This is a genomic window from Pseudomonas sp. LBUM1668 (genome assembly GCF_059695715.1).
The window spans coordinates 1,226,924-1,251,692 of the sequence record NZ_CP166787.1 but is presented as its reverse complement, the minus strand read 5'-3'; the positions used below and the strand labels follow the sequence as shown (position 1 = coordinate 1,251,692).

General features: G+C 58.1%; 21 protein-coding genes. 1 reads left to right on the top strand and 20 read right to left on the bottom strand.

Annotated features, from left to right (window positions below; all coding sequences use genetic code 11):
* Positions 1-54 precede the first annotated feature (54 nt).
* From kdsA to rpsB, 20 genes are all read right to left on the bottom strand, one after another.
* A complete protein-coding gene (kdsA, locus tag ACA061_RS05435) occupies positions 55-900 on the bottom strand; it encodes a 3-deoxy-8-phosphooctulonate synthase (protein WP_150594518.1) in 846 nt (281 codons plus the stop codon).
* 5 nt (positions 901-905) lie between these two features.
* Positions 906-2,537 carry a CTP synthase gene (gene pyrG, locus ACA061_RS05430; RefSeq protein ID WP_150594519.1) on the bottom strand — a complete coding sequence of 544 codons (1,632 nt, stop codon included), beginning with the start codon at positions 2,535-2,537 and terminating at the stop codon, positions 906-908.
* A gap of 274 nt (positions 2,538-2,811) precedes the next feature.
* Complete coding sequence (tilS, locus tag ACA061_RS05425; protein ID WP_497300770.1) at positions 2,812-4,140, bottom strand: tRNA lysidine(34) synthetase TilS; 1,329 nt, start codon at positions 4,138-4,140, stop codon at positions 2,812-2,814.
* A gap of 123 nt (positions 4,141-4,263) precedes the next feature.
* The gene (locus ACA061_RS05420) at positions 4,264-5,211 is read right to left on the bottom strand and encodes an acetyl-CoA carboxylase carboxyltransferase subunit alpha (protein ID WP_042557889.1); all 948 of its coding nucleotides are present in this window, start codon (positions 5,209-5,211) and stop codon (positions 4,264-4,266) included.
* Between the two features lie 139 nt (positions 5,212-5,350).
* Positions 5,351-8,872 (bottom strand): DNA polymerase III subunit alpha, encoded by a 3,522-nt coding sequence (dnaE, locus tag ACA061_RS05415; protein WP_150604704.1) that lies wholly within the window; start codon positions 8,870-8,872, stop codon positions 5,351-5,353.
* A 76-nt stretch (positions 8,873-8,948) separates the two neighbouring features.
* The gene (gene rnhB / locus ACA061_RS05410) at positions 8,949-9,575 is read right to left on the bottom strand and encodes a ribonuclease HII (RefSeq protein WP_042557887.1); all 627 of its coding nucleotides are present in this window, start codon (positions 9,573-9,575) and stop codon (positions 8,949-8,951) included.
* Between the two features lie 11 nt (positions 9,576-9,586).
* Entirely contained in the window at positions 9,587-10,717 is a 1,131-nt protein-coding gene (gene lpxB / locus ACA061_RS05405) for a lipid-A-disaccharide synthase (protein WP_215731359.1), read from the bottom strand.
* A gap of 2 nt (positions 10,718-10,719) precedes the next feature.
* Positions 10,720-11,496 (bottom strand): acyl-ACP--UDP-N-acetylglucosamine O-acyltransferase, encoded by a 777-nt coding sequence (gene lpxA / locus ACA061_RS05400; protein ID WP_150604706.1) that lies wholly within the window; start codon positions 11,494-11,496, stop codon positions 10,720-10,722.
* The gene (fabZ, locus tag ACA061_RS05395; protein WP_016771469.1) at positions 11,493-11,933 is read right to left on the bottom strand and encodes a 3-hydroxyacyl-ACP dehydratase FabZ; all 441 of its coding nucleotides are present in this window, start codon (positions 11,931-11,933) and stop codon (positions 11,493-11,495) included. The genes lpxA and fabZ overlap by 4 nt, the downstream gene beginning before the upstream one ends.
* A 106-nt stretch (positions 11,934-12,039) precedes the next feature.
* A complete protein-coding gene (lpxD, locus tag ACA061_RS05390) occupies positions 12,040-13,095 on the bottom strand; it encodes a UDP-3-O-(3-hydroxymyristoyl)glucosamine N-acyltransferase (protein WP_210701070.1) in 1,056 nt (351 codons plus the stop codon).
* A 3-nt stretch (positions 13,096-13,098) separates the two neighbouring features.
* Positions 13,099-13,602, bottom strand: coding sequence for an OmpH/Skp family outer membrane protein (locus ACA061_RS05385; protein ID WP_042557882.1), 504 nt, complete (start codon positions 13,600-13,602; stop codon positions 13,099-13,101).
* Between the two features lie 45 nt (positions 13,603-13,647).
* Positions 13,648-16,038 carry an outer membrane protein assembly factor BamA gene (gene bamA / locus ACA061_RS05380; protein WP_150604708.1) on the bottom strand — a complete coding sequence of 797 codons (2,391 nt, stop codon included), beginning with the start codon at positions 16,036-16,038 and terminating at the stop codon, positions 13,648-13,650.
* A gap of 74 nt (positions 16,039-16,112) precedes the next feature.
* A complete protein-coding gene (gene rseP / locus ACA061_RS05375; protein ID WP_150604709.1) occupies positions 16,113-17,465 on the bottom strand; it encodes a sigma E protease regulator RseP in 1,353 nt (450 codons plus the stop codon).
* Between the two features lie 54 nt (positions 17,466-17,519).
* Positions 17,520-18,710, bottom strand: coding sequence for a 1-deoxy-D-xylulose-5-phosphate reductoisomerase (gene ispC / locus ACA061_RS05370; protein ID WP_150604710.1), 1,191 nt, complete (start codon positions 18,708-18,710; stop codon positions 17,520-17,522).
* Complete coding sequence (locus ACA061_RS05365; protein WP_210553890.1) at positions 18,707-19,513, bottom strand: phosphatidate cytidylyltransferase; 807 nt, start codon at positions 19,511-19,513, stop codon at positions 18,707-18,709. Before ACA061_RS05365 ends, ispC begins: the two co-directional genes overlap by 4 nt.
* On the bottom strand, positions 19,513-20,268 hold the full coding sequence (uppS, locus tag ACA061_RS05360) for a polyprenyl diphosphate synthase (protein WP_042557877.1): 756 nt from the start codon (positions 20,266-20,268) through the stop codon (positions 19,513-19,515). The genes ACA061_RS05365 and uppS overlap by 1 nt, the downstream gene beginning before the upstream one ends.
* Before the next feature lie 14 nt (positions 20,269-20,282).
* Positions 20,283-20,840: a ribosome recycling factor gene (gene frr, locus ACA061_RS05355; RefSeq protein WP_042557876.1), complete on the bottom strand. Its 558-nt coding sequence runs from the start codon at positions 20,838-20,840 to the stop codon at positions 20,283-20,285.
* On the bottom strand, positions 20,837-21,580 hold the full coding sequence (gene pyrH, locus ACA061_RS05350) for a UMP kinase (RefSeq protein ID WP_003222124.1): 744 nt from the start codon (positions 21,578-21,580) through the stop codon (positions 20,837-20,839). Before pyrH ends, frr begins: the two co-directional genes overlap by 4 nt.
* A gap of 208 nt (positions 21,581-21,788) precedes the next feature.
* Positions 21,789-22,652 (bottom strand): translation elongation factor Ts, encoded by an 864-nt coding sequence (gene tsf / locus ACA061_RS05345; RefSeq protein ID WP_042557875.1) that lies wholly within the window; start codon positions 22,650-22,652, stop codon positions 21,789-21,791.
* 192 nt (positions 22,653-22,844) lie between these two features.
* A complete protein-coding gene (rpsB, locus tag ACA061_RS05340) occupies positions 22,845-23,585 on the bottom strand; it encodes a 30S ribosomal protein S2 (protein ID WP_042557874.1) in 741 nt (246 codons plus the stop codon).
* A gap of 373 nt (positions 23,586-23,958) precedes the next feature.
* On the opposite strand from rpsB, the gene map reads away from it, so the two are divergent.
* Positions 23,959-24,741 (top strand): type I methionyl aminopeptidase, encoded by a 783-nt coding sequence (gene map / locus ACA061_RS05335; RefSeq protein WP_042557873.1) that lies wholly within the window; start codon positions 23,959-23,961, stop codon positions 24,739-24,741.
* The last annotated feature ends 28 nt before the right edge of the window (positions 24,742-24,769 follow it).

Below are 24,769 nucleotides of genomic sequence, written 5' to 3'. Positions count from 1 at the left end.
ATGCCCGAGGGCATGAGCGACAAATCGTGCGGTACTTTACCGGAGAATTGAGGTTTACGCGGTTTCTACCGTCGGAAAACTCTTAACCAGTTCGTCCAGAGCTTTGAGCTGGGCCAGGAATGGCTCCAGTTTGTCCAGACGCAAGGCGCAAGGGCCGTCGCATTTGGCGTTGTCCGGATCCGGGTGAGCTTCGAGGAACAGACCTGCCAGACCTTGACTCATGCCAGCCTTGGCCAAGTCCAGAACCTGCGCACGGCGACCGCCGGCGGAGTCGGAACGACCGCCAGGCATTTGCAGCGAATGGGTCACGTCGAAGAATACCGGGTACTCGAACTGCTTCATGATGCCGAAGCCGAGCATGTCGACCACGAGGTTGTTATAGCCGAAGCTCGAACCACGCTCGCAGAGGATCAGTTGATCATTACCCGCTTCAACGCACTTGTTCAGGATGTGTTTCATTTCCTGAGGGGCGAGGAACTGGGCTTTCTTGATGTTGATGATCGCGTTGGTCTTGGCCATCGCCACGACCAGATCGGTCTGGCGCGACAGGAAGGCCGGCAACTGGATGATGTCGCAGATCTCGGCGACGACCGCGGCCTGTTCAGGCTCGTGGACGTCGGTGATGATCGGCACGCCAAAAGCCTGCTTGATGTCCTGGAAGATGCGCATGCCCTCTTCCAGGCCAGGACCGCGATACGAGGTCACAGAAGAACGGTTGGCCTTGTCGAAACTGGCCTTGAACACGTAAGGGATACCGAGTTTTTCGGTGACCTTCACATACTCTTCGCAAACCTGCATGGCCATGTCACGGCTTTCCAGCACGTTCATGCCGCCGAACAGCACCATGGGTTTGTCGTTGGCAATCTCGATGTCGCCGACGCGGATGATCTTCTGTGCCATCGGGGTTACGCCTTCTTCTGGTGTTGAGCCAACGCTGCTTTGACGAAGCCGCTGAACAGCGGATGGCCATCACGTGGTGTCGAGGTGAACTCAGGGTGGAACTGGCAAGCGACGAACCATGGATGATCCGGTGCTTCAACCACTTCAACCAGTGCAGCATCGGCGGAGCGACCGGAAATCTTCAGGCCGGCCTCGATGATTTGCGGCAGCAGGTTGTTGTTCACTTCGTAACGGTGACGGTGACGCTCGACGATCACGTCCTTGCCGTAGCAATCGTGCACTTTGGAGCCGGTTTCGAGCAGGCATTCCTGAGCGCCGAGGCGCATGGTGCCGCCCAGATCGGAGGTTTCAGTACGCACTTCCACGGCACCGGTGGCGTCTTCCCACTCGGTGATCAGGCCGACAACCGGGTGGCCGCTGGCGCGATCGAACTCGGTGGAGTTGGCGTCTTTCCAGCCCATGACGTTACGAGCGAACTCGATGACCGCCACTTGCATGCCCAGGCAGATACCCAGGTAAGGAACCTTGTTTTCGCGAGCGTACTGAACGGCAGTGATCTTGCCTTCCACGCCGCGCAGACCGAAGCCGCCCGGTACGAGGATGGCGTCAACACCTTCAAGCAGCGCAGTGCCCTGGTTTTCGATGTCTTCGGAATCGATGTAGCGCAGGTTGACCTTGGTACGGTTACTGATGCCCGCATGGCTCATCGCTTCGATCAGCGACTTGTAGGCGTCCAGCAGCTCCATGTACTTGCCAACCATGGCGATGGTGACTTCGTGTTCCGGGTTCAGCTTGGCGTCAACCACAGCTTCCCACTCGGACAGATCGGCACCGCCGCATTGCAGACCGAAACGCTCGACGACGAAATCGTCCAGACCCTGCGAATGCAGAATGCCCGGGATCTTGTAGATGGTGTCGGCGTCTTCCAGAGCGATAACCGCACGCTCTTCAACGTTGGTGAACTGCGCGATCTTGCGACGCGACGAGATGTCGATCGGGTGATCGGAGCGGCAAACCAGCACGTCAGGCTGCAGGCCGATGGAACGCAGTTCCTTGACCGAGTGCTGGGTTGGCTTGGTTTTGGTTTCGCCAGCGGTGGCGATGTACGGCACCAGCGTCAGGTGCATCAGCATCGCGCGCTTGGCGCCGACTTCGAATCGCAGCTGACGGATGGCTTCGAGGAACGGTTGCGACTCGATGTCACCCACGGTGCCACCGATTTCGACCATCGCCACGTCGGCATCGCCTGCACCCTTGATGATGCGGCGCTTGATTTCGTCGGTGATGTGCGGAATCACCTGGATGGTTGCACCCAGGTAGTCACCACGGCGCTCTTTGCGCAACACGTGCTCGTAAACACGGCCGGTGGTGAAGTTGTTGTTCTGGGTCATGGTCGTGCGGATGAACCGCTCGTAGTGGCCCAGGTCCAGGTCGGTTTCGGCGCCGTCGTGGGTGACGAACACTTCACCATGCTGGAACGGGCTCATGGTGCCCGGGTCGACGTTGATGTACGGATCCAGCTTAAGCATGGTGACCTTAAGCCCCCGCGCCTCCAGGATAGCCGCCAATGAAGCCGAGGCAATGCCTTTCCCCAATGAAGAAACAACACCGCCCGTGACGAATATGTAGCGCGTCATGAAAAACCCTAGAAGTCTGCGTTAAAGCGGTACGAGCCGCCGGGGAAAGCGAAGGAAGGCCGAAGCCCCCGATCACCTGCATTAATCACAGTGCACCTTTCAAAAAAACCGCCGCGTTGGGACAGACCGGCAGATGAAACACCGGTACGTTGCTCGCTACACATTTTTTGGAATCGCCCAGCAAAGACTGCTTGGTAATCGGCAACTCCTGCAATTCAGGCGAATCCACAGAAGTTGTATCAAGAAGGGAGCGTAGTCTACCGGAATGCCCCTTTCATCTCAAACCTAGATCTTCGTCCGTTGGCTGCCAATGCAATTTCCAGCCGTCCTGCACATTGCCATCAAGGCCCGGCAGGTTCGCCACCGCGAGCAATTCTTCACCGCGAAACAGCAGCGGCAATCTGCCACGCACGAAGGCCGGCACCGCACGCTCGTTGAGTAACCGTTTGAGATCACGATGGCCACGATCGGCCAGAAGCATCACTTCGCCGCCCCGACGGTAAGCAATGCGCAGCGGCCCACAAGGCGTCTGGCCACTGAGCACGACGCAGCCGTTATCGGACAAGCGTAGCGGTGATGTCGGGGCGTGCCACTCGCTGCCGATCACTGGCGCACGCAGCCAGTCGCCACTCAGCCACCAGAGTCGACCGGCGCTGCGGTGCAACTCGCCATCGGCCAGACGCCAGACCGGCGATGCATCGTGGGCGGCTTCGCACAGATTCGCCCAACCCGACCAATGGTCAGTATCAGGCAACCGAGTCAGTGGTTGGAGCCAGTGGCCCAGTGCATTTCGCTGACGGGCGGGAGACAGCTCCGCCAAAGGTGCCAATTCCAGCGAGGGTACGCCCAGCCAGTCGAAATTAGTTGAGGCTTTGGCGTGCGCCAGATCGATCTGCGCCAGCTCATCCAGCAAGCCTTGCGCTTCACGCAAATGCGCGGCGCTACGGGCCATGCTGGCTTGCGCTTGCGGCCAGCGCCCGGTCAGCAGCGGCACGATCTGATGACGCAGGTAATTGCGCGAAAACTGCCGATCTTCGTTTGACGGGTCTTCGATCCATTGCAACTGGTGCGCCGCGGCGTAGGCTTCAAGCTCTGCGCGAGTGACGTCGAGCAAAGGCCGAACCAACGTGCCCTGCCCCAACGGACGTTGCGCCGGCATTGCCGAAAGCCCGCGCACGCCGGCACCGCGCAACAGACGAAACAACAGGGTTTCCGCCTGATCGTCGCGGTGTTGCCCGGTCAGCAAAACGTCATTGGCCTGGGTTACCGCACCGAACACCGAATAACGCGCATCCCGCGCCGCCCGCTCCAGACTCGCGCCCGGTTGCACCTTTACCCGCTCCACTTGCAACGCAATACCCAACGCATCGCAGACCGACTGGCAATGTTCCGGCCAGGCATCGGCCGCAGCCTGGAGGCCGTGATGGATGTGGATGGCGCTTAGCGTTGGGAGGGAATCGGTTTTGGCGAGATTGGCCAGTAGATGCAGGAGGACAGTTGAGTCGAGGCCGCCGGAGAAAGCGACGCGCCAGTTCCTAGCATTGCGCCAGGCTGCAAGATTGAGCAGTAGCAGGGATGGCAAATCACTTTTCGAAGGATTCATAAAGATCGATCACTTCTCAAAGATTCCTGTAGGAGCTGCCGCAGGCTGCGATCTTTTGATCTTGAAAAAACCAGATCAAAAGATCGCAGCCTGCGGCAGCTCCTACACAGGCAACGAGTTCGGTTAGAGACCGTAGCTCATCAGTCGATCATAACGGCGCTTGAGCAGCGCTTCGTTGTCGAACTTCTTCAGCATCGCCAGTTGCGAGCTCAGCTCGGCACGGATCGACGCCGCAGCGGCTGCCGGGTCACGATGCGCGCCGCCCAATGGCTCGCCAATCACCTTGTCGACAATGCCCAGGCCTTTCAGACGCTCGGCGGTGATGCCCATCGCTTCAGCGGCATCCGGCGCTTTTTCAGCGGTTTTCCACAGAATCGAGGCGCAACCTTCCGGCGAAATTACCGCGTAGGTCGAATACTGCAACATGTTCAACTGATCGCAAACGCCGATCGCCAATGCGCCCCCGGAACCACCCTCACCGATGACGGTGGCGATGATCGGAGTTTTCAGACGCGACATGACACGCAGGTTCCAGGCGATCGCTTCGCTCTGGTTGCGCTCTTCAGCGTCGATGCCAGGGTAGGCACCCGGGGTGTCGATGAAGGTCAGGATCGGCATTTTGAAACGCTCGGCCATTTCCATCAAACGGCAAGCCTTACGGTAGCCTTCCGGACGCGGCATGCCGAAGTTGCGGCGAACCTTCTCGCGTACTTCGCGGCCCTTCTGGTGTCCGATGATCATCACTGGCTGGTCGTCCAGACGGGCAATACCGCCAACGATTGCAGCGTCGTCGGAGAAATGACGGTCGCCGTGCAGTTCGTCGAACTCGGTGAAGATGTGTTCGATGTAGTCCAGGGTGTACGGACGCTTCGGGTGACGCGCCAGACGCGCGATCTGCCAGCTGGTCAGCTTGCCGAAGATGTCTTCGGTCAGCGTTTTGCTCTTGTCCTGCAGGCGGGAGATCTCATCGCCGATATTCAGCGAATTGTCATTACCGACCAAGCGCAACTCTTCGATCTTGGCTTGCAGGTCGGCGATCGGCTGTTCGAAATCTAGAAAATTCGGGTTCATAGGCGTCCGTCTTGGGTCGTGTCCCAAATGAGCTTGGGCCGGCCGGTTGTCTATTCGCGCCCTACCTTAAGGGAGAGGCGCGCTGAGGTCGAGATTAAAAATTCAGGTTGCGGGCAAGTGCAATGATGGCACCTGCCGGTCAACGGTATTGGAGGAAGACGTTGTCTCGCCCGAACTGGTCACGCAGGGCTTGAATCAAGGCATCCGCCGGATCGATTCGCCAGGTCTCGCCGAACTGCAGCAAGGTCTTCGCATCAGGGCTGGTGTACTCCATGGTGATCGGGCACGCCCCGCGATGACGCTTGAGCAGATCACCCAACCAGCGTAGCTGATCGCCTTTGAGATCCTGTGTCTGCAACTTCAGACGCAGGCTCTCGGCGAGGTTGGTGCGCGCATCTTCCATGCTCATCACCCGCTTGACCCGCAGGCGCAAGCCACCGGAGAAGTCGTCGTTACTGACTTCGCCTTCGACCACCACCATCGCGTCGGTCTGCAGCAGCGACTGCGCCGAGTGAAACGCCTCGGCAAACAGCGACGCCTCGATCCGCCCGGAGCGGTCGTCGAGGGTGATGAAACCCATCTTGTCGCCCTTCTTGTTCTTCATCACCCGCAGGGCAATGATCATCCCCGCCACGGTTTGCGTATCGCGCGCCGGTTTCAGGTCGATGATGCGCTGACGGGCGAAACGGCGAATTTCGCCTTCGTATTCGTCAATCGGGTGGCCGGTCAGATACAGGCCCAAAGTGTCTTTCTCACCCTTGAGGCGCTCCTTGAGGGTCAGCTCCTTGGCCTTGCGATGCACCGCATACACATCGGCGTCTTCCTCGACGAACAGCCCGCCAAACAGATCGGCGTGGCCACTGTCGCGGGTACGGGCGGTCTGTTCGGCTGACTTGATAGCCTCTTCCATCGCCGCCAGCAGCACGGCGCGGTTGCGGTCGATGTTGGCTTGATAAGCCTTTTGTTCGTCGTGGAAATACGGACCGAGACGATCCAGCGCACCGCTGCGGATCAAGCCATCAAGGGTGCGCTTGTTAATGCGTTTGAGGTCGACGCGGGCGCAGAAGTCGAACAGATCCTTGAACGGCCCCGCCTGACGCGCCTCGGTAATTGCCTCTACCGGGCCTTCGCCGACGCCTTTGATTGCGCCGAGACCATAGACGATGCGGCCGTCGTCGTTCACCGTAAACTTGAATTCCGAAGTGTTCACATCCGGCGCGTCGAGACGCAGCTTCATGGTGCGAATTTCTTCGATCAAGGTGACGACCTTGTCGGTGTTGTGCATATCCGCCGACAACACCGCCGCCATGAACGGCGCTGGGTAATGCGTCTTCAGCCAAGCGGTCTGGTACGAGACCAGGCCGTAAGCGGCGGAGTGAGACTTGTTGAAGCCGTAACCGGCGAATTTTTCCACCAGGTCGAAAATGTTACCGGCCAGGTCCGCATCGATATTGTTGGTCTTGCAACCCTCAATGAAACCGCCGCGCTGCTTGGCCATTTCTTCGGGTTTTTTCTTACCCATGGCCCGACGCAGCATGTCCGCACCACCGAGGGTGTAACCGGCCATGACCTGGGCAATCTGCATCACCTGTTCCTGATACAGGATGATGCCGTAGGTCGGCGCCAATACCGGCTTGAGGCCTTCGTACTGGTAGTCCGAGTGCGGGTACGCGAGTTCGGCGCGACCGTGCTTACGGTTGATGAAGTCGTCAACCATGCCTGACTGCAACGGGCCCGGACGGAACAGGGCCACCAGTGCAATAAGGTCTTCCAGGCAGTCGGGCTTGAGCTTTTTGATCAGCTCTTTCATGCCGCGCGACTCGAGCTGGAACACCGCCGTGGTTTCGGCTTTTTGCAGTAGCTGATAGGTCGGCTTGTCGTCCAGCGGGATGAACGCGATGTCCAGAGGCGGCTGATCGACCTTGGCGCGGTCGCGGTTGATGGTCTTCAACGCCCAGTCGATGACCGTCAGGGTTCGCAGGCCGAGGAAGTCGAACTTCACCAGACCGGCAGCCTCAACGTCATCCTTGTCGAACTGGGTCACCAGACCGTCGCCGGCCTCGTCGCAATAGATAGGCGAGAAGTCAGTCAGCTTGGTCGGCGCGATCACCACACCACCGGCGTGTTTACCGACGTTACGCACAACGCCTTCGAGCTTGCGCGCCATCTCCCAGATTTCCGCGGCTTCTTCATCGACCTTGATGAAATCGCGCAGGATCTCTTCCTGTTCGTAGGCTTTTTCCAGGGTCATGCCGACTTCGAACGGAATCATCTTCGACAGACGATCCGCCAGGCCATACGACTTGCCCTGCACCCGCGCCACGTCACGCACCACAGCCTTGGCGGCCATGGAACCGAACGTGATGATCTGGCTTACCGCGTTGCGGCCGTATTTCTCGGCCACGTAGTCAATGACCCGGTCACGCCCGTCCATGCAGAAGTCGACGTCGAAGTCGGGCATCGATACCCGTTCCGGGTTAAGGAAACGTTCGAACAGCAGGTCATATTCCAGCGGATCGAGGTCGGTGATCTTCTGCACATAGGCCACCAGCGAGCCGGCACCCGATCCACGGCCCGGGCCTACCGGTACACCGTTGCTCTTGGCCCACTGGATAAAGTCCATAACGATCAGGAAGTAACCGGGAAACCCCATCTGGATGATGATATCCAGCTCGAAATTCAACCGGTCGACGTAGACCTGACGCTTGGTTTCGTAATCTTCGGTGGTGTCTTTTGGCAACAAAACCGCCAGCCGTTCCTCCAGACCATCGAAGGACACCTTGCGGAAATACTCATCGATGGTCATGCCATCGGGAATCGGGAAGTTGGGCAAAAAGTGCGTGCCCAGTTTTACATCGATGTTGCAGCGCTTGGCGATCTCGACGGTGTTTTCGATTGCGTCGGGAATGTCGCTGAACAGCTCGGCCATTTCCTCGGCGCTTTTGAGGTATTGCTGATCGCTGTAATTCTTTGAGCGCCGAGGATCGTCGAGGGCACGGCCTTCACCGATGCACACCCGGGTTTCGTGGGCGGCGAAATCTTCCTGCTTGATGAAGCGCACATCGTTGCTCGCCACCAGCGGCGCGCCGAGCTTGTCGGCCAGGGCCACGGCACCGTGCAACTGTTCTTCATCGTTAGGGCGACTGGTGCGCTGGATTTCCAGGTAGAAGCGGTCCGGGAACACCGACATCCACTCACGCGTCAGGGCCTCGGCTTCGGCCGGGTTGCCACTGATCAGCGCCATACCGATCTCGCCCTCTTTGGCGGCGGAGAGCATGATCAGGCCTTCATTCGCCTCGGCAACCCACTCACGCTCGATGATGATCATGCCGTTGCGCTGGCCTTCGATGAAGCCGCGCGAGATCAACTCGGTGAGGTTGCGATAGCCCTTGGCGTTCATCACCAGCAGGCTGAGCCGGCTCAGGGGCGCGTCCGGATCCTTGTTCGACAGCCACAGGTCGGCGCCGCAGATCGGCTTGATGCCTGCGCCCATGGTGTTTTTATAGAATTTGACCAGGGAACACATGTTGTTCTGATCAGTGACCGCAACCGCCGGCATGTTCATGGCGGTCAGCGCCTTGACCAGCGGCTTGATCCGTACCAGCCCGTCGACCAGGGAGTATTCAGTGTGCAGGCGTAGATGAACGAATGAAGCCGGCATAGTGATCCTGTCCAGTTACAGAGAGACAACAAGGCCCGGATTGTACCGGGCCTTGAACAAAACATCAGCCTTGCGACTAAACCTGCGTCAGACCTTCCAGTGCCTCATAAGCCTGACGCACCGGGGCGAACGAGCGCCGGTGGATCGGCGTCGGGCCCAAGCGAACCAACGCTTCCAGATGAACGGGCGTCGGGTAGCCTTTATGGCCGCCGATACCGTAACCCGGATAGATCAACTCGAATGCGGCCATTTCGCGGTCACGACTGACCTTGGCCAGAATCGATGCCGCCGCAATGGCTGGAACCTTGCCATCGCCCTGCACCACCGCTTCGGCGCGCATGGGCAAGTGCGGGCAGCGATTGCCGTCGATCATCGCCAGTTTCGGCTGAATGTGCAGCCCGGCCACCGCGCGCTGCATGGCCAGCATGGTCGCGTGCAGAATGTTCAGCTCGTCGATTTCTTCGACTTCGGCGCGGGCGATGCACCAGCTCAGGGACTTCTCGATGATCTCGTCATAAAGCTTTTCACGCTTGGCTTCGGTGAGTTTCTTCGAGTCATTGAGACCGAGAATCGGCCGGTTCGGATCAAGGATCACCGCCGCCGTCACCACCGCACCGCACAACGGGCCACGACCGACTTCATCGACGCCAGCGACCAGTTCTTCAACTTCGGCAACCAGAGTGAAATCCAGGCCCATCTGCATAACTTTCTTGCTCATCGTGTTTGACCGATCAGGTTCAGCACGGCATCCGCCGCTTGGTTGGAAGCATCCAGCCGCAGTGTGCGATGGATCTCGTCGAAACCACGGGTCTGCTCTTCGCCGCCCTCGATCAATGGCGACAGGGTCTGCGCCAGCGCCTCGACTGTCGCATCATCCTGCAATAATTCCGGCACCAACAGGCGCTGGGCCAGCAGGTTCGGCAGAGACACGTACGGGCTCTTGACCATCCGCTTGAGAATCCAGAACGTCAGCGGTGCCAGGCGATACGCAACCACCATCGGCCGCTTGTACAACAGCGCTTCAAGGGTCGCCGTGCCGGAAGCGATCAGCACAGCATTGCACGCAGCCAGGGCCAGATGGGACTTGCCATCAAGCAAGGTCACCGGCAAGTCGCGGCCGGCGAGCAGCTCTTCAAGCTGCACACGGCGCTCCGGACTGGCGCACGGCATGACAAAACGCACACCGGGGCGCAGGGCTCGCAGGCGTTGCGCCGTATCGAGAAACAACGCGCCGAGACGACCGACTTCACCGCCACGACTGCCGGGCATCAACGCGACCAGCGGTCCGTCGGGCAAACCCAACTCGGCACGCGCTGCGGCGCGATCGGCTTGCAGCGGTATGGCATCGGCCAGCGAGTGACCGACGAACCGCACCGGCACGCCTTTCTCTTCGTAGAATTTGGCTTCAAACGGGAACAGCGTGAGCATCAGATCGCAACCTTCGCGAATCTTCAGCACGCGCTTCTGCCGCCATGCCCACACCGACGGGCTGACGTAATGCACGGTTTTGATCCCGGCCTGACGCAGCTTGAGTTCGATATTGAGGTTGAAGTCCGGGGCATCGATGCCAATGAACGCGTCAGGCTTCTCGGCAATCAGCGTGGCAATCAGCTTTTTGCGACGTTTGAGCAACTCGCGCAGCCGGCCGAGCACCTCAACCAACCCCATGACCGACAAGCGCTCCATGGGGAAGTAGGAAGTCAGGCCTTCGGCCTCCATCAACGGACCGCCGACACCGATGAACTCGACTGACGGATGTTGTGCCTTGAGGGCACGCATGAGACCGGCACCGAGAATGTCACCGGAAGCCTCCCCCGCCACCAGCGCAATACGCAGACTGGCCATGATCAGCGGGTGATGCCGCGAGTCGATGACTCGATGGAGTCGCGGAACACAGCGACTTCCGGGAACTGAGCAGCAGGCTCTGCCAGGTCGGCCAAGGCCTGATCAACTGTCAGCCCTCGGCGATAAACGGTTTTATAAGCACGGCGCAGCGCGTGGATAGCGTCTTCGCTGAACCCGCGACGGCGCATGCCCTCGAAGTTCATGCTGCGCGCTTCGGCCGGGTTGCCGAACACGGTGACGAACGCCGGAACGTCTTTGCCAATTGCCGTGCCCATACCGGAAAAGCTGTGGGCGCCGATGTGGCAATACTGGTGAACCAGGGTGAACCCGGAGAGGATCGCCCAGTCATCGACGTGCACGTGGCCAGCCAACGCGGTGTTGTTGACCAGAATGCAGTTATTGCCGATGACACTGTCGTGACCGATGTGCGCATAAGCCATGATCAGATTGTGATCGCCCAGCGTGGTTTCCGAACGGTCCTGAACGGTACCCCGGTGAATCGTCACGCCTTCACGGATGACGTTGTGGTCACCGATCACCAGGCGGGTTTCTTCACCCTTGTACTTCAAATCGGGTGTGTCTTCGCCTACCGAAGAAAACTGGTAGATGCGATTGTGTTTACCAATGCGGGTCGGGCCTTTGAGAATCACATGCGGCCCGATCACGGTACCCTCGCCGATTTCCACACCTGCGCCGATGATCGACCACGGGCCGACCTCGACGCCGTCAGCCAGAACGGCAGACGGATCGATGATTGCGCGAGGGTCAATCAAACTCATACTTTTTGTTCCGCGCAGATGATCTCGGCCGAGCAGACCGGCTTGCCATCAACCGAAGCCTGGCATTCGAATTTCCAGATCTTGCGCTTGCAGCTGATGAACGTGGCTTCAAGAATCAACTGGTCGCCAGGCTTGACTGGCTGGCGGAAGCGCAGTTTGTCCGAACCAACGAAGTAATACAGGGTGCCGTCGGCCGGTTTGACGTCGAGCATTTTGAAACCGAGGATCCCGGCAGCCTGAGCCATCGCTTCGATGATCAGCACGCCCGGCATGATTGGGTGCGCAGGGAAGTGACCATTGAAGAACGGCTCATTGATGCTGACATTCTTGTAGGCGCGAATTCGCTTGCCTTCAGTGTCCAGTTCCACCACCCGGTCCACCAGCAGGAACGGGTAACGGTGAGGCAGGTATTCGCGAATCTCGTTGATGTCCATCATTTCGGGGGGAAGCCTATGTAAAGATTGGGAGCGCGACTGACGCGCACTCCTCTAGCAAATCAAGGAGGCAGTCTAGCGGCTGTGCACACTTGATATGGAAATGGTATCAGCCATCAGATGAAGCATTGCCGTCAGGGGTCACTTCCCCTACGCGCTTTTCCAGCTGTTTCAAACGTCGCGCGATGTCATCGAGCTGACGGATGCGTGCCGCGCTTTTGCGCCATTCGGCAGCCGGTTGCATGGCTGTGCCGGAAGAATAGGCACCCGGCTCGGTAATCGAGTGGGTCACCATGGTCATCCCGGTCAGGAAAACGTTGTCGCAAATATCAATGTGCCCGACCAGACCGACACCACCGGCCAGCATGCAGTGCTTGCCGATTTTGGTGCTGCCGGAAATACCCACGCACGCAGCCATCGCGGTGTGATCACCGACCTGGACGTTGTGAGCAATCTGGATCTGGTTGTCGAGCTTTACACCATTGCCGATCACTGTATCGGCCAACGCACCGCGGTCGATGGCGGTATTCACGCCGATCTCCACATCGTCACCGATGGTCACACCACCAATCTGGGCGATTTTCTGCCAGATACCCTTCTCGTTGGCAAAGCCGAAGCCTTCACCACCGATTACGGCACCCGACTGGATAACCACACGCTTGCCGATACGAACGTCGTGATACAGGGTCACGCGCGGCGCGAGCCAGCCGCCTTCACCAATTTCACTGCGTGCACCGATAACACAATGGGCACCCAGAGTGACCTGCGCACCAATCCGCGCACCTGCCTCGATCACCACAAACGCACTGATGCTGGCGGTTGGATCAACCACCGCATCAGCTGCTATCACCGCCGAAGGATGAATACCCGCAGTGGCTTTTGGCTTGGGATCGAACAAGTGAGAGATGCGTGCATAGGCCAGATAAGGATCCGGCACCACCAGCGCATTGCCGGCAAAACCTTCGGCATCAGCTTCTTTGAGCAACAGCGCTGCCGCCTGCGAGCCTGCCAGGAATTTGCGGTATTGCGGATTTGCCAGAAAGCTCAACTGAGCTGGGCCAGCCTCTTGCAAAGTGGCTAGCCCAGTAATTTGCTTCTCCGGGTCGCCACGCAGGGTGGCGCCGAGGAACTCGGCCAACTGGCCGAGCTTGATAGTCACGGTCATGGGTTACTTCAGCTGATTCATGCGCTCGATAACCTGGCGCGTGATGTCGTACTGAGGTTTGACATCGATGACTGCGCCACGCTCGAACACCAGGTCAAAACCACCTTTCTTGATGACTTCTTCCACGGCGCCATCCAGTTTTGGCTTCAGTTGCTTGAGCATTTCGCGGTCGGCAACGGCTTTGGCTTCGTTCAGCTCCTTGGACTGGAACTGGAAATCACGGGCCTTTTGCTTGAATTCAAGCTCCAGACGCTCGCGCTCGCCTTGCTGCATCTTGTCACCACCGGCCATCAGACGATCCTGAATGCCTTTGGCGCTGCTTTCCAGAGTCTTCAGTTTGGTCAGTTGAGGACCGAACTTCTTCTCGGCATCCACGGCGTACTTCTTCGCCGCATCGGATTCCAGCAGAGCCATCTGATAGTTCAGGACGGCGATTTTCATGTCGGCGAACGCCGGGCCTGCCACCAGTACGGAGGCCAGGAGAACCAATTGAGTCAACTTACGCACGATGCACTCCTACAAAATCCATTGTCGTTATCTTGGGGCAGACGCTTAGAACGTCTGGCCGAGGGAGAATTGGAACACTTGAGTTTCAGCGTCATCCGGTTTCTTGATCGGCATGGCCAACGCGAAGCTCAGAGGACCCAGCGCGGTAACCCAAGTCACGCCTACACCGACGGAACTTGCCATGTTGCTCAGGCTGATGTCGTTGCACTGAGTGGAGGAAGTCGAACCGACGGTAGCGTTGGTAGTCTTCTCGCACTTGGAGTCAAATACGTTACCCACATCCCAGAATACCGAAGTACGCAGGGAACGCTGATCTTTGACAAACGGCAGCGGGAACAGCAGTTCGACACCACCCTGGATCAACACGTTACCGCCGAACGGCAGCGGATCCTGATCCGGGTCGGCCAGCGTACCGGTGTTACCGGTCACACCTGCGCCACGGCTTGGCGTGCTTCGCGGGCCAAGCGTACTGTCCTTGAAACCACGAACCGAGTTGAAACCACCAGCATAGTAGTTTTCATAGAACGGCAAGCCGTCAGTCGAACCGTAACCGTCGCCATAACCGAGTTCGGTGTGCAGACGCATGGTGTAGTTTTCGCTCAGTGGCTGGAACAACTGACCACGGTAATCAAGTTTGAAGAACGACAGGTCGCTGCCCGGAATGGTGCTCTCCAGGGTCAGGCTCTGGGAACGGCCACGGGTCGGCAGTACACCTTTGTTAAGGGTCGACTCGGACCAGCCGGCCGACGCCTTGAAGTTCAGATAGCTGTCGCCTTCCTGTTTGACGAAGTCAAAAATCTCGTCAACGGTGTATTTACCTGTATTGATCGTGTCTTGCTGAGCAGACAGACCGAAGGTCAGTCGCGAAGTCTCGCTGATCGGGTAGCCAACGTTGACACCGGCGCCCAGGCTGTCTACGGAGTAGCTCGAGATATCGGCATCGAGTTCATCGTAGTCAGTGGTGCGGTAGAACGCGTTGTAACCCAGGCTCACACCATCGGCGGTCCAGTACGGGTCAACATAGCCGAAGTTGTAGCGGCTCTGGTATTCGCTTCGGGTCAGACCGATGCTGACGCGGTTACCGCTACCGAGGAAGTTGTTCTGGGTGATCGAACCACCGAGGATCAGACCGGCACTCTGGGCGAAACCGACACTGGCGGTAATCGAACCCGAAGCCTGCTCTTCAACGCTGTAGTTCACATCAACCTGGTCATCGACCCCCGGAACGGCCGGGGTTTCGACGTTGACTTCTTTAAAGAAGCCCAGACGCTCAAGACGGGTCTTGGACTGGTCGATCAGGTAAGTCGAAGCCCAGCCACCTTCCATCTGACGCATTTCACGACGCAACACTTCGTCTTCCGACTTGGTGTTACCACGGAAGTTGATGCGGTTGACGTAGGCACGCTTGCCCGGATCGACGGCAAAGAGGATGTCCACAGTGTGGTCATCATCGTGCGGCTGAGGCACGCCGTTGACGTTGGCGAAGGTGTAACCCTCGTTACCCAGACGACGGGTGATCAGTTCAGAGGTGGTAGTCATCAGCTTGCGCGAGAACACCTGGCCTTTCTGCACCAGCAACAGGGACTTGACCTGGTCTTCAGGGACTTTGAGGTCACCGCTGAGTTTGACGTCGCGAACGGTGTACTTCTCGCCTTCGGTCACGTTGACAGTGATGTAGACGTGCTTCTTGTCCGGGGTGATGGACACCTGGGTCGAAGCGATATCCATGTTGATATAGCCGCGATCCAGATAGTAGGAACGCAGACGCTCCAGGTCACCGGATAGTTTTTCACGGGCATATTTGTCATCGTTCTTGAAGAACGACAGCCAGTTGGTGGTCTTCAGCTCGAACAGGTCGGTCAGGTCTTCCTCAGGGAAAACCGTGTTACCCACCACGTTGATGTGCTGAATGGCCGCAACGGTGCCTTCGTTGATCTTCACTTTCAGGCCGACGCGGTTACGCGGCTGGGATACCACTTCGGTATCGACCGTAGCCGAATAGCGACCTTGCGCGACGTACTGGCGCTGCAGTTCGTTACGCACGCCTTCGAGGGTGGCACGCTGGAAGATCTCGCCTTCGGCCAGACCGGACTGCTTGAGGCCTTTCATCAAGTCTTCAGTGGAGATCGCCTTGTTGCCCTCGATCTCGATACTGGCAACCGACGGACGTTCGACGACCGTGATCACCAGAACGTTGCCTTCGCGGCCCAGCTGGATATCTTGAAAGAAACCGGTTTTGAACAACGCACGAGTGGATTCCACCAGGCGACGATCATCCGCCTGCTCGCCGACGTTCAACGGCAAGGCACCAAAGACACTACCCGCGGAGACCCGCTGGAGGCCATTGACGCGAATATCAGAGATGGTGAAGGACTCGGCGTGAACTTCGGCGATCATCAATACGGTGAGAACCGCAGTTAGCAGCAGACGTTTCATGAAGTCCTTTCTTATTCCAACTGGCAATAAACAAACTGCCGCAAAATGCGGCAGATTCGCAATTCAGCGAAGCGTTACAGTCGACCCAGATCGTTGACCAGAGCAAGCAACATCACCCCGACCACCAAACTGATACCGATCTGTATCCCCCAACCTTGCACCCGATCCGACAAGGGACGACCACGCGCCCACTCGATCAGATAAAACAACAAATGCCCCCCATCCAGTACAGGAATGGGCAGCAAATTCAGAACACCCAGGCTAATACTCAGATAAGCAAGGAAATTCAGGAAATCAGCGACGCCCGACTGGGCAGAAGCGCCCGCCACTTTAGCAATGGTTATCGGTCCACTCAAGTTTTTTACCGAGAGCTCGCCGAACAGCATTTTCTTGAGCGAATCCAGCGTGAGGATGCTCATGGTCCAAGTGCGACGAGCACCCTCGCCAATCGCGGCCAACGGCCCATAACTGACTTCGCGGATCATCTCCGGCGGCCAGTCGATCGCTTTTACGCCTGCACCCAGATAACCGCTGGGCGCCTTGCTCTCACCGCGCGCCGCCAAGGTCACAGGGACGTCGATTTGAGCACCATCGCGCTCGACTCGCAGCAAGATTTTGGTATCAGGACGCGTACGAACGGTATCGACCACTTGTTGCCAGTCATTGAGCGCCTGACCGTCAAGAGACACCAGGCGATCACCGGTTTTCAGGCCAGCGGCCTGGGCCGGGCCTTTTGGATCAAGTTCGGCAAGTACAGGCGGCAAGGCTGGACGCCATGGACGAATCCCCAGAGAGCGGATCGGATCCGGCTCATCAGCACCCTTGAGCCACTCATCCAGCGTCAGTTCACGGGGCAAATCCGCCGTAGAGCCCTGCTCGCGCACCAGCACCTGCAACGAGCCGCTTTCGCCGAGCCGGCGAACCAGCTGCAAATTGACGGCAGCCCAGCCGGAAGTCGGCTCGCCATCGATCGCAACGATCTCCTGACCTGCACCCAAACCGGCCTTCGCGGCGATACTGCCGGATTCGACCGCACCGATAACCGGACGCACCTGCTCACTACCGAGCATCGCCAATACCCAGAAAAACACCAGGGCCAGTAGAAAGTTGGCGATAGGGCCGGCCGCGACAATAGCAATACGCTGGCGAACGGACTTGCGATTGAACGACTGATCGAGCTGATCAACCGGCACTTCGCCTTCGCGCTCGTCGAGCATCTTGACGTAGCCACCCAGCGGAATCGCAGCGATGACGAACTCGGTGCCTTGCTTGTCGTGCCAGCGCAGCAGCGGCATGCCAAAGCCTACGGAAAAGCGCAGAACCTTGACGCCACAGCGACGCGCGACCCAGAAGTGGCCGAATTCGTGAAAGGTGACCAGCACACCCAAGGCGATCAGGGTGCCGGCAATCATATAGAGCGCGCTCATCTACTTTCTCCGCAATCCCGTTCAGTGCTGCTTGAAACCATTGTGTTGCAAAACCTATCGATCGTGACGAGCCAACCATTGCTCGGCCAGAACTCGGGCCTTCGCGTCCGCCGTGAACACAGCATCGAGATCATCCAGCGCTACGACCGGCTCAAGACTCAAGACGTCCTCGATGATACTCGCGATTTCCAGGTAACGAACCCGTCCGTCGAGAAACGCGGCCACCGCTACTTCGTTGGCCGCATTGAGCATCGCCGGTGCACTGTCGCCCACCTCGGCCGCTTGCCGCGCCAGACGCAGGCACGGGAAGCGCTCTTCATCCGGCGCCTCGAAGTCCAGACGCGCAATCGCAAACAGATCCAGCGGCGCGACGCCGGAGTCGATACGCTCCGGCCAGGCCAGCGCGCTGGCGATCGGCGTGCGCATGTCAGGATTGCCCAACTGCGCCAGGACCGAACCGTCGACATAATCGACCAGCGAGTGAATCACGCTTTGCGGATGAATGACCACCTCGACCTGCGCCGGTTTTGCATCAAACAACCAGCAGGCCTCGATCAACTCAAGACCTTTGTTCATCATGCTGGCCGAATCCACGGAGATCTTGCGGCCCATCGACCAGTTCGGATGCGCACACGCCTGCTCAGGCGAAACATGTGCCAATTCACTCATGGGCGTCTGCCGGAACGGTCCACCAGAGGCTGTGAGTAAAATCCGACGGACACCGACCTTGCTTAATCCGGTGGCGAAATCCTGTGGCATGCACTGGAAAATCGCATTGTGTTCGCTGTCGATCGGCAGTAGCACCGAACCGCTCTTGCGTACGGCCTGCATGAACAAGGCGCCGGACATTACCAGCGCCTCTTTATTAGCCAGGAGAATCTTCTTGCCTGCTTCGACAGCAGCCAGCGTCGGACGTAGGCCAGCGGCACCCACAATCGCCGCCATGACCGCATCGACTTCCGGCGCAGAAGCGACTTGACACAAACCTGCCTCACCCACCAGCACACGGGTCGCCAGACCGGCTGCACGCAAATCGTCCTGCAAACCGCGAGCTGCTGTGACTTCCGGCACCACGGCAAATTGCGGCACGTGACGTATGCACAAGGCCAGCAATTCGCTGAGGCGCGTAAAACCGGTCAACGCGAACACCTGATAACGCTCAGGATGACGCGCAATCACATCAAGGGTGCTCAGACCAATCGAGCCGGTCGCGCCCAGAACGGTAATCAGTTGCGGGCGACTCACGGCGCAGCCATCCACAGCAACACGGCGAAGATCGGAATGGCCGCGGTCAGGCTGTCGATGCGATCAAGCACGCCGCCGTGACCGGGCAGCAGATTACTGCTGTCCTTGATGCCGGACTGACGCTTGAACATGCTTTCGGTCAGGTCTCCCACAACCGAAATAAACACGATCAGCGCAGCGCCAATCAGGCCCTTGAGCAACTCGGCCACCGTCCAGTCACGCACCAGACCGACAATCGCGGTGATCACCAGGCTCAGCGCCAGACCGCCGTAAACGCCTTCCCAGCTCTTGCCGGGGCTGACTTGAGGAGCCAACTTGCGCTTGCCGAATTTACGGCCAGAGAAATAGGCACCGATATCTGCGCCCCAGACCAACACCATGACCGCCATGATCAGCCAGTTACCCAGCGGGTATTGCTTGATCTGTACCAGACCTTGCCAGGCCGGCAGCAGAATCAGCAAACCGATCACCAGTTTGGTGGCTGCACTGGACCAATGCTCGCTGGAACGTGGATAGGTCAGCACCAGATACGTCGCGACCGCCCACCACAGCACCGAAGCACCGAGCACCCAAGGTGCGAGACCGGGCAGCACATACATGACGAACAGCATCAATGCGACGACGGCGGCAAAACCGACGCGGAACGATTGTGCGGTGAAGCCCGCCAGCCGCGCCCATTCCCAGGCGCCCAGGCTCACGACCAGCCCGATGAACAGCGCAAAACCGGAACCTTCAAGCAGGAAAAACCCGCACAAGGCGATCGGCAGCAGGATCAGCGCGGTGATGATTCGTTGTTTAAGCATTAAACCCGGGCTCCAGCTTCGACTTGTTCGCTCGTTTTACCGAAGCGACGTTGGCGCGAAGCGAAATCGGCCAGCGCGTTGCGCATGGCATCGTGTTTGAAGTCCGGCCAGAATAGGTCGGAGAAGTACAACTCGGCGTAAGCCAGTTGCCACAACAGGAAGTTGCTGATGCGGTGCTCGCCACCGGTGCGGATGCACAAATCCGGCAACGGCAGATCACCGGTTGCCAGACAGGTTTGCAGCAGATCCGGAGTGATGTCCTCCGGACGCAGATGCCCGGCCTGAACTTCACGTGCAAGACGCTGTGCAGCTTGTGCGATATCCCACTGACCGCCGTAATTGGCGGCAATCTGCAGGATAAAACGGTTGGCACCCGCGGTCATGGCCTCGGCTTCGCGCATCGCGACCTGAAGCTCCGGATGAAAGCGCGAGCGATCGCCAATGATGCGCAAGCTGATGTTGTTGTCGTTGAGGCGCTTGGCCTCACGACGCAGCGCCTTGAAGAACAGGTCCATCAAAGCGCTGACCTCATCGGCCGGGCGCTGCCAGTTTTCACTGGAGAAAGCGAACAGGGTGAGCACCTCGACCTTGGCCTCGGCACACACCTCGATTACCGCACGAACCGCATCCACGCCCGCCTTATGCCCGGCGACACCCGGCATAAAGCGTTTTTTCGCCCAGCGATTGTTGCCATCCATGATGATCGCGACATGGCGCGGCACCGCGGACGGCGCAGTCTGCTTGGTCTTGTCCATTAAAAACTCGACCCTTATACGGCCATCAAATCCGCTTCTTTCTGCTTGGTAGCCGCGTCGATATCAGCCTCAGCCTTGTCGGTGAGCTTCTGGATATCGGCAGCAGCGCGACGCTCTTCGTCTTCGCTGATTTCTTTGTCTTTAACCAGTTTCTTCAAATCACCCAGCGCATCGCGACGGATGTTGCGCACGGCAACACGAGCGTCTTCTGCGGCACTGCGTGCCTGCTTGGTGAAGCCCTTGCGGGTTTCTTCGGTCAGGGCAGGCATGGAGATCAGCAACAACTCGCCCAGGTTGGTCGGGTTGAGGTTCAGACCAGCGCTCTGGATTGCCTTGTCGACAGCCGCAAGCATGTTGCGCTCGAAAGCCACGACTTGCAGGGTGCGCGAGTCTTTAACGGTGATGTTGGCCACTTGGGTAATGGACGTATCAGCGCCGTAGTACGGGACCATTACGCTACCCAGAATGCTTGGGTGAGCCTTGCCGGTACGAATCTGACCAAATGCATGGGCCAGAGAGTCCAGGGATTTCTGCATACGCTCTTGAGCGTCTTTCTTGATTTCGTTGATCATTGTTGACCTTCCTCGATCAGGGTGCCTTCAGCGCCGCCATGCACGATGTTCAGCAGGGCGCCAGGCTTGTTCATGTTGAATACGCGCAGCGGCATCTTGTGGTCGCGGCACAGGCAAATAGCTGTCAGGTCCATTACACCCAGCTTGCGATCCAGTACTTCATCATAAGTCAGATGATCGAACTTCTCGGCATGCGGGTCTTTGAACGGATCTGCGGTGTAGACGCCATCCACCTTGGTCGCCTTGAGCACGACATCGGCATCGATTTCGATTGCACGCAGGCAGGCTGCCGAATCCGTGGTAAAGAACGGATTGCCGGTACCGGCTGCGAAAATCACGACGTCTTTGGAGTTCAGGTGACGCATGGCTTTGCGGCGATCATAGTGATCGGTCACGCCCACCATCGAAATGGCCGACATGACGATTGCCGAGATATTCGCACGTTCCAGCGCGTCGCGCATGGCCAGGGCGTTCATCACAGTGGCCAGCATGCCCATGTGGTCGCCTGTCACCCGATCCATACCGGCTTTGCTCAAGGCTTCGCCGCGGAACAGGTTGCCACCGCCGATCACCAGACCGACCTGTACGCCGATGCCGACCAGTTGGCCGACTTCCAGCGCCATCCGATCCAGCACTTTTGGATCGATCCCGAACTCTTCCGAGCCCATCAGGGCCTCGCCGCTAAGCTTGAGTAGAATGCGTTTATAGCGAGCCTGATAACCACTGCCCTGCTGAGCCATTGCGAATCTCTCCTGCGGCGTATTTAAAATTCTTTGCGAGCTGTTTTCAGCTGGCGTTCACTCTAGCTTGGCGCTGCTTCAGCGCCATCGGAACATGGCTTTGTAAGTCAGTTCCAAGTGGAAACCAATAAATAATTGGTTACCCCATCTGAAAAGAGGCTGCGCGCGTGAGCGGGCAGCCTCTTTCGGGCGACAGTTGAAAACCGTCTTACTGCTTGGCGGCAGCCAGCTGGGCAGCAACTTCTTCAGCGAAGTTGTCGACCGGCTTCTCGATGCCTTCGCCTACTTTGAAGTAGGTGAAGGAAACGATTTCAGCACCGGCTTTCTTGGCCAGGTCGCCGACTTTGATTTCAGGGTTCTTGACGAACGCCTGCTCAACCAGGCTCGCTTCAGCCAGGAACTTGCTGATACGGCCTTTGATCATGTTTTCAACGATGTTTTCTGGCTTGCCAGCGATCTTGTCAGCGTTCAGGCTCAGGAAAACGCCCTTCTCACGCTCAACCGCTTCAGCGGAAACTTCCGATGGCAGCAGGAATTCTGGGTTGGTCGCCGCTACGTGCATAGCGATGTCCTTGGCCAGCTCAACGTCGCCGCCTTTCAGAACAACTGCAACACCGATCTTGTTGCCGTGCAGGTAACCACCAACAACATCACCTTCAACGCGAACCAGACGACGGATGTTGACGTTTTCGCCAACCTTGCCGACCAGTACCAGGCGATCAGCTTCTTGCGATTCGATCAGAGGCTCAACAGTGGTCAGCTTCTCGTCGAATGCTTTTTTGACGCTGGCAGCAACGAATGCCTTGAAGTCGTCTTGCAGAGCAAGGAAGTCGGTCTGCGAGTTCACTTCCAGCAGAACGGCGGACTTGCCGTCTTCTACCAGAGCGATCGCGCCTTCAGCAGCTACGTTGCCGGCTTTCTTGGCGGCCTTGATGGCGCCCGAAGCACGCATGTCGTCGATGGCTTTTTCGATGTCGCCGCCGGCCTTGGTCAAGGCCTTTTTGCAATCCATCATGCCTTCGCCGGTACGCTCACGCAGTTCTTTAACCAACGCTGCAGTAATCTCTGCCATTTTCAAATTCCTCTTGGATAGGTTTTCAACCATTCCACCCGATCGAACGGGCGTTCAATTCTTCCCGAATCACCCTTGTTAGCCGCTGCACGTTACAGATGCTGTAGCTGCGCTGTTAACAAATGGTTTTCGAGGTGGCAAAAAGGGGGCCAAGCCCCCTTTTTGCTTACTGAGTCAACGCCAGGGCGTCAATTACTCAGCTGCAGCTGCCGGAGCTTCTTCAGCTGCGAACTCTACAGTGCCGCCGCCAACATTGCTGCGACCACGGATAACAGCGTCAGCCATCGAACCCATGTACAGCTGGATAGCGCGGATTGCGTCATCGTTGCCTGGGATGATGTAGTCAACGCCTTCCGGGCTGCTGTTGGTATCGACAACGCCGATTACCGGGATGCCCAGCTTGTTGGCTTCGGTGATCGCGATGCGCTCGTGGTCAACGTCGATCACGAACAGTGCGTCTGGCAGACCGCCCATGTCCTTGATGCCGCCCAGCGAACGATCCAGCTTCTCAAGATCACGAGTGCGCATCAGCGCTTCTTTCTTGGTCAGCTTGGCGAAAGTACCGTCTTCGGCTTGAACTTCAAGGTCACGCAGACGCTTGATGGAAGCACGAATGGTTTTGAAGTTGGTCAGCATGCCGCCCAACCAGCGGTGATCGACGTACGGCGAACCGCAACGTGCTGCTTCTTCAGCAACGATCTTGCCAGCGGAACGCTTGGTGCCGACGAACAGAATCTTGTTTTTGCCCTGGGCCAGACGCTCTACGAAAGTCAGAGCTTCGTTGAACATTGGCAGGGTTTTTTCAAGGTTGATGATGTGAATCTTGTTACGCGCGCCGAAAATGTACTTACCCATTTTCGGGTTCCAGTAACGGGTTTGGTGACCGAAGTGCACACCGGCCTTCAGCATATCGCGCATATTGACTTGGGACATGATAGTTCCTTAATAAGTCGGGTTTGGCCTCCACGTATCCCAATGACCAACCAGTGGCATAAAGCCAAAAGCACCCAGGTCATCGTGTCGACACGTGTGTGGATTTAAGCCTTTCGGGGTATCCCCGGAAAGCGGCGCATTTTATATCACAAGGAAGGCAGAAACGGAACTCGAAATCTGCAATCACACCAAGGACATGGGCTCAGCCCCCTTGGAATCGGCGCCGCGGGCACCATTGTATAGACAGAAGCGATGCACGCAGGCGCGGATTTGCTCCTCTCGTCTGTTAGAATCGCGTTTTTCAGGGTCGCAAAATGTACACCTGCCGCCCTATCCGTATCAGCAAGCGCCGCCGAGCGCAAAGAGAGCCTGTATGACCGTCAACCTCAAAACTCCCGAGGACATCGCTGGCATGCGTGTCGCCGGCAAACTGGCCGCCGATGTGCTGGAAATGATTGCCGAACACGTCAAACCGGGCGTTACCACCGATCAACTGAACCAGATCTGCCACGACTACATCGTCGACGTGCAGCAGGCCATCCCTGCCCCGCTCAACTACAAGGGCTATCCGAAGTCGATCTGCACCTCGATCAACCACGTCGTATGCCACGGCATCCCGAACGACAAGCCGCTGAAAAACGGCGACACCCTGAACATCGACGTCACCGTGATCAAGGACGGTTACCACGGCGATACCAGCCGCATGTTCCATGTCGGCGAAGTCCCGGTATGGGCTGAGCGCCTGTCGCAAATCACCCAAGAATGCATGTACAAGGCGATCGAAATCGTCAAACCTGGCTGCCGCCTCGGCGACATCGGTGAAGTCATCCAGAAACACGCGGAAAAGAACGGCTTCTCGGTGGTTCGTGAGTTCTGTGGCCACGGCATCGGCAAGGTGTTCCACGAAGAGCCGCAGATCCTGCACTACGGCCGCGCCGGTACTGGCATGGAACTGAAGGCCGGCATGACCTTCACCATCGAGCCGATGATCAATCAGGGCAAGGCCGACACCAAGGTATTGGGCGACGGCTGGACCGCGATCACCAAGGACCGCAAGCTCTCGGCCCAGTGGGAACACACCCTGTTGGTCACCGACACCGGCTACGAGATCTTCACCCTGCGTGCCGATGACACCATTCCACGCATCTCGGCCTGATCCACAAACGCTCCCAGCCTTATAGAAG

Excerpts from the sequence above, each read along its gene's own strand:
- kdsA (WP_150594518.1), bottom strand. The coding sequence starts at position 900 with ATGGCACAGAAGATCATCCGCGTCGGCGACATCGAGATTGCCAACGAC.
- pyrG (WP_150594519.1), bottom strand. The coding sequence starts at position 2,537 with ATGACGCGCTACATATTCGTCACGGGCGGTGTTGTTTCTTCATTGGGG.
- tilS (WP_497300770.1), bottom strand. The coding sequence starts at position 4,140 with ATGAATCCTTCGAAAAGTGATTTGCCATCCCTGCTACTGCTCAATCTT.
- ACA061_RS05420 (WP_042557889.1), bottom strand. The coding sequence starts at position 5,211 with ATGAACCCGAATTTTCTAGATTTCGAACAGCCGATCGCCGACCTGCAA.
- dnaE (WP_150604704.1), bottom strand. The coding sequence starts at position 8,872 with ATGCCGGCTTCATTCGTTCATCTACGCCTGCACACTGAATACTCCCTG.
- rnhB (WP_042557887.1), bottom strand. The coding sequence starts at position 9,575 with ATGCAGATGGGCCTGGATTTCACTCTGGTTGCCGAAGTTGAAGAACTG.
- lpxB (WP_215731359.1), bottom strand. The coding sequence starts at position 10,717 with ATGGCCAGTCTGCGTATTGCGCTGGTGGCGGGGGAGGCTTCCGGTGAC.
- lpxA (WP_150604706.1), bottom strand. The coding sequence starts at position 11,496 with ATGAGTTTGATTGACCCTCGCGCAATCATCGATCCGTCTGCCGTTCTG.
- fabZ (WP_016771469.1), bottom strand. The coding sequence starts at position 11,933 with ATGATGGACATCAACGAGATTCGCGAATACCTGCCTCACCGTTACCCG.
- lpxD (WP_210701070.1), bottom strand. The coding sequence starts at position 13,095 with ATGACCGTGACTATCAAGCTCGGCCAGTTGGCCGAGTTCCTCGGCGCC.
- bamA (WP_150604708.1), bottom strand. The coding sequence starts at position 16,038 with ATGAAACGTCTGCTGCTAACTGCGGTTCTCACCGTATTGATGATCGCC.
- rseP (WP_150604709.1), bottom strand. The coding sequence starts at position 17,465 with ATGAGCGCGCTCTATATGATTGCCGGCACCCTGATCGCCTTGGGTGTG.
- ACA061_RS05365 (WP_210553890.1), bottom strand. The coding sequence starts at position 19,513 with ATGCTTAAACAACGAATCATCACCGCGCTGATCCTGCTGCCGATCGCC.
- uppS (WP_042557877.1), bottom strand. The coding sequence starts at position 20,268 with ATGGACAAGACCAAGCAGACTGCGCCGTCCGCGGTGCCGCGCCATGTC.
- frr (WP_042557876.1), bottom strand. The coding sequence starts at position 20,840 with ATGATCAACGAAATCAAGAAAGACGCTCAAGAGCGTATGCAGAAATCC.
- pyrH (WP_003222124.1), bottom strand. The coding sequence starts at position 21,580 with ATGGCTCAGCAGGGCAGTGGTTATCAGGCTCGCTATAAACGCATTCTA.
- tsf (WP_042557875.1), bottom strand. The coding sequence starts at position 22,652 with ATGGCAGAGATTACTGCAGCGTTGGTTAAAGAACTGCGTGAGCGTACC.
- rpsB (WP_042557874.1), bottom strand. The coding sequence starts at position 23,585 with ATGTCCCAAGTCAATATGCGCGATATGCTGAAGGCCGGTGTGCACTTC.
- map (WP_042557873.1), top strand. The coding sequence starts at position 23,959 with ATGACCGTCAACCTCAAAACTCCCGAGGACATCGCTGGCATGCGTGTC.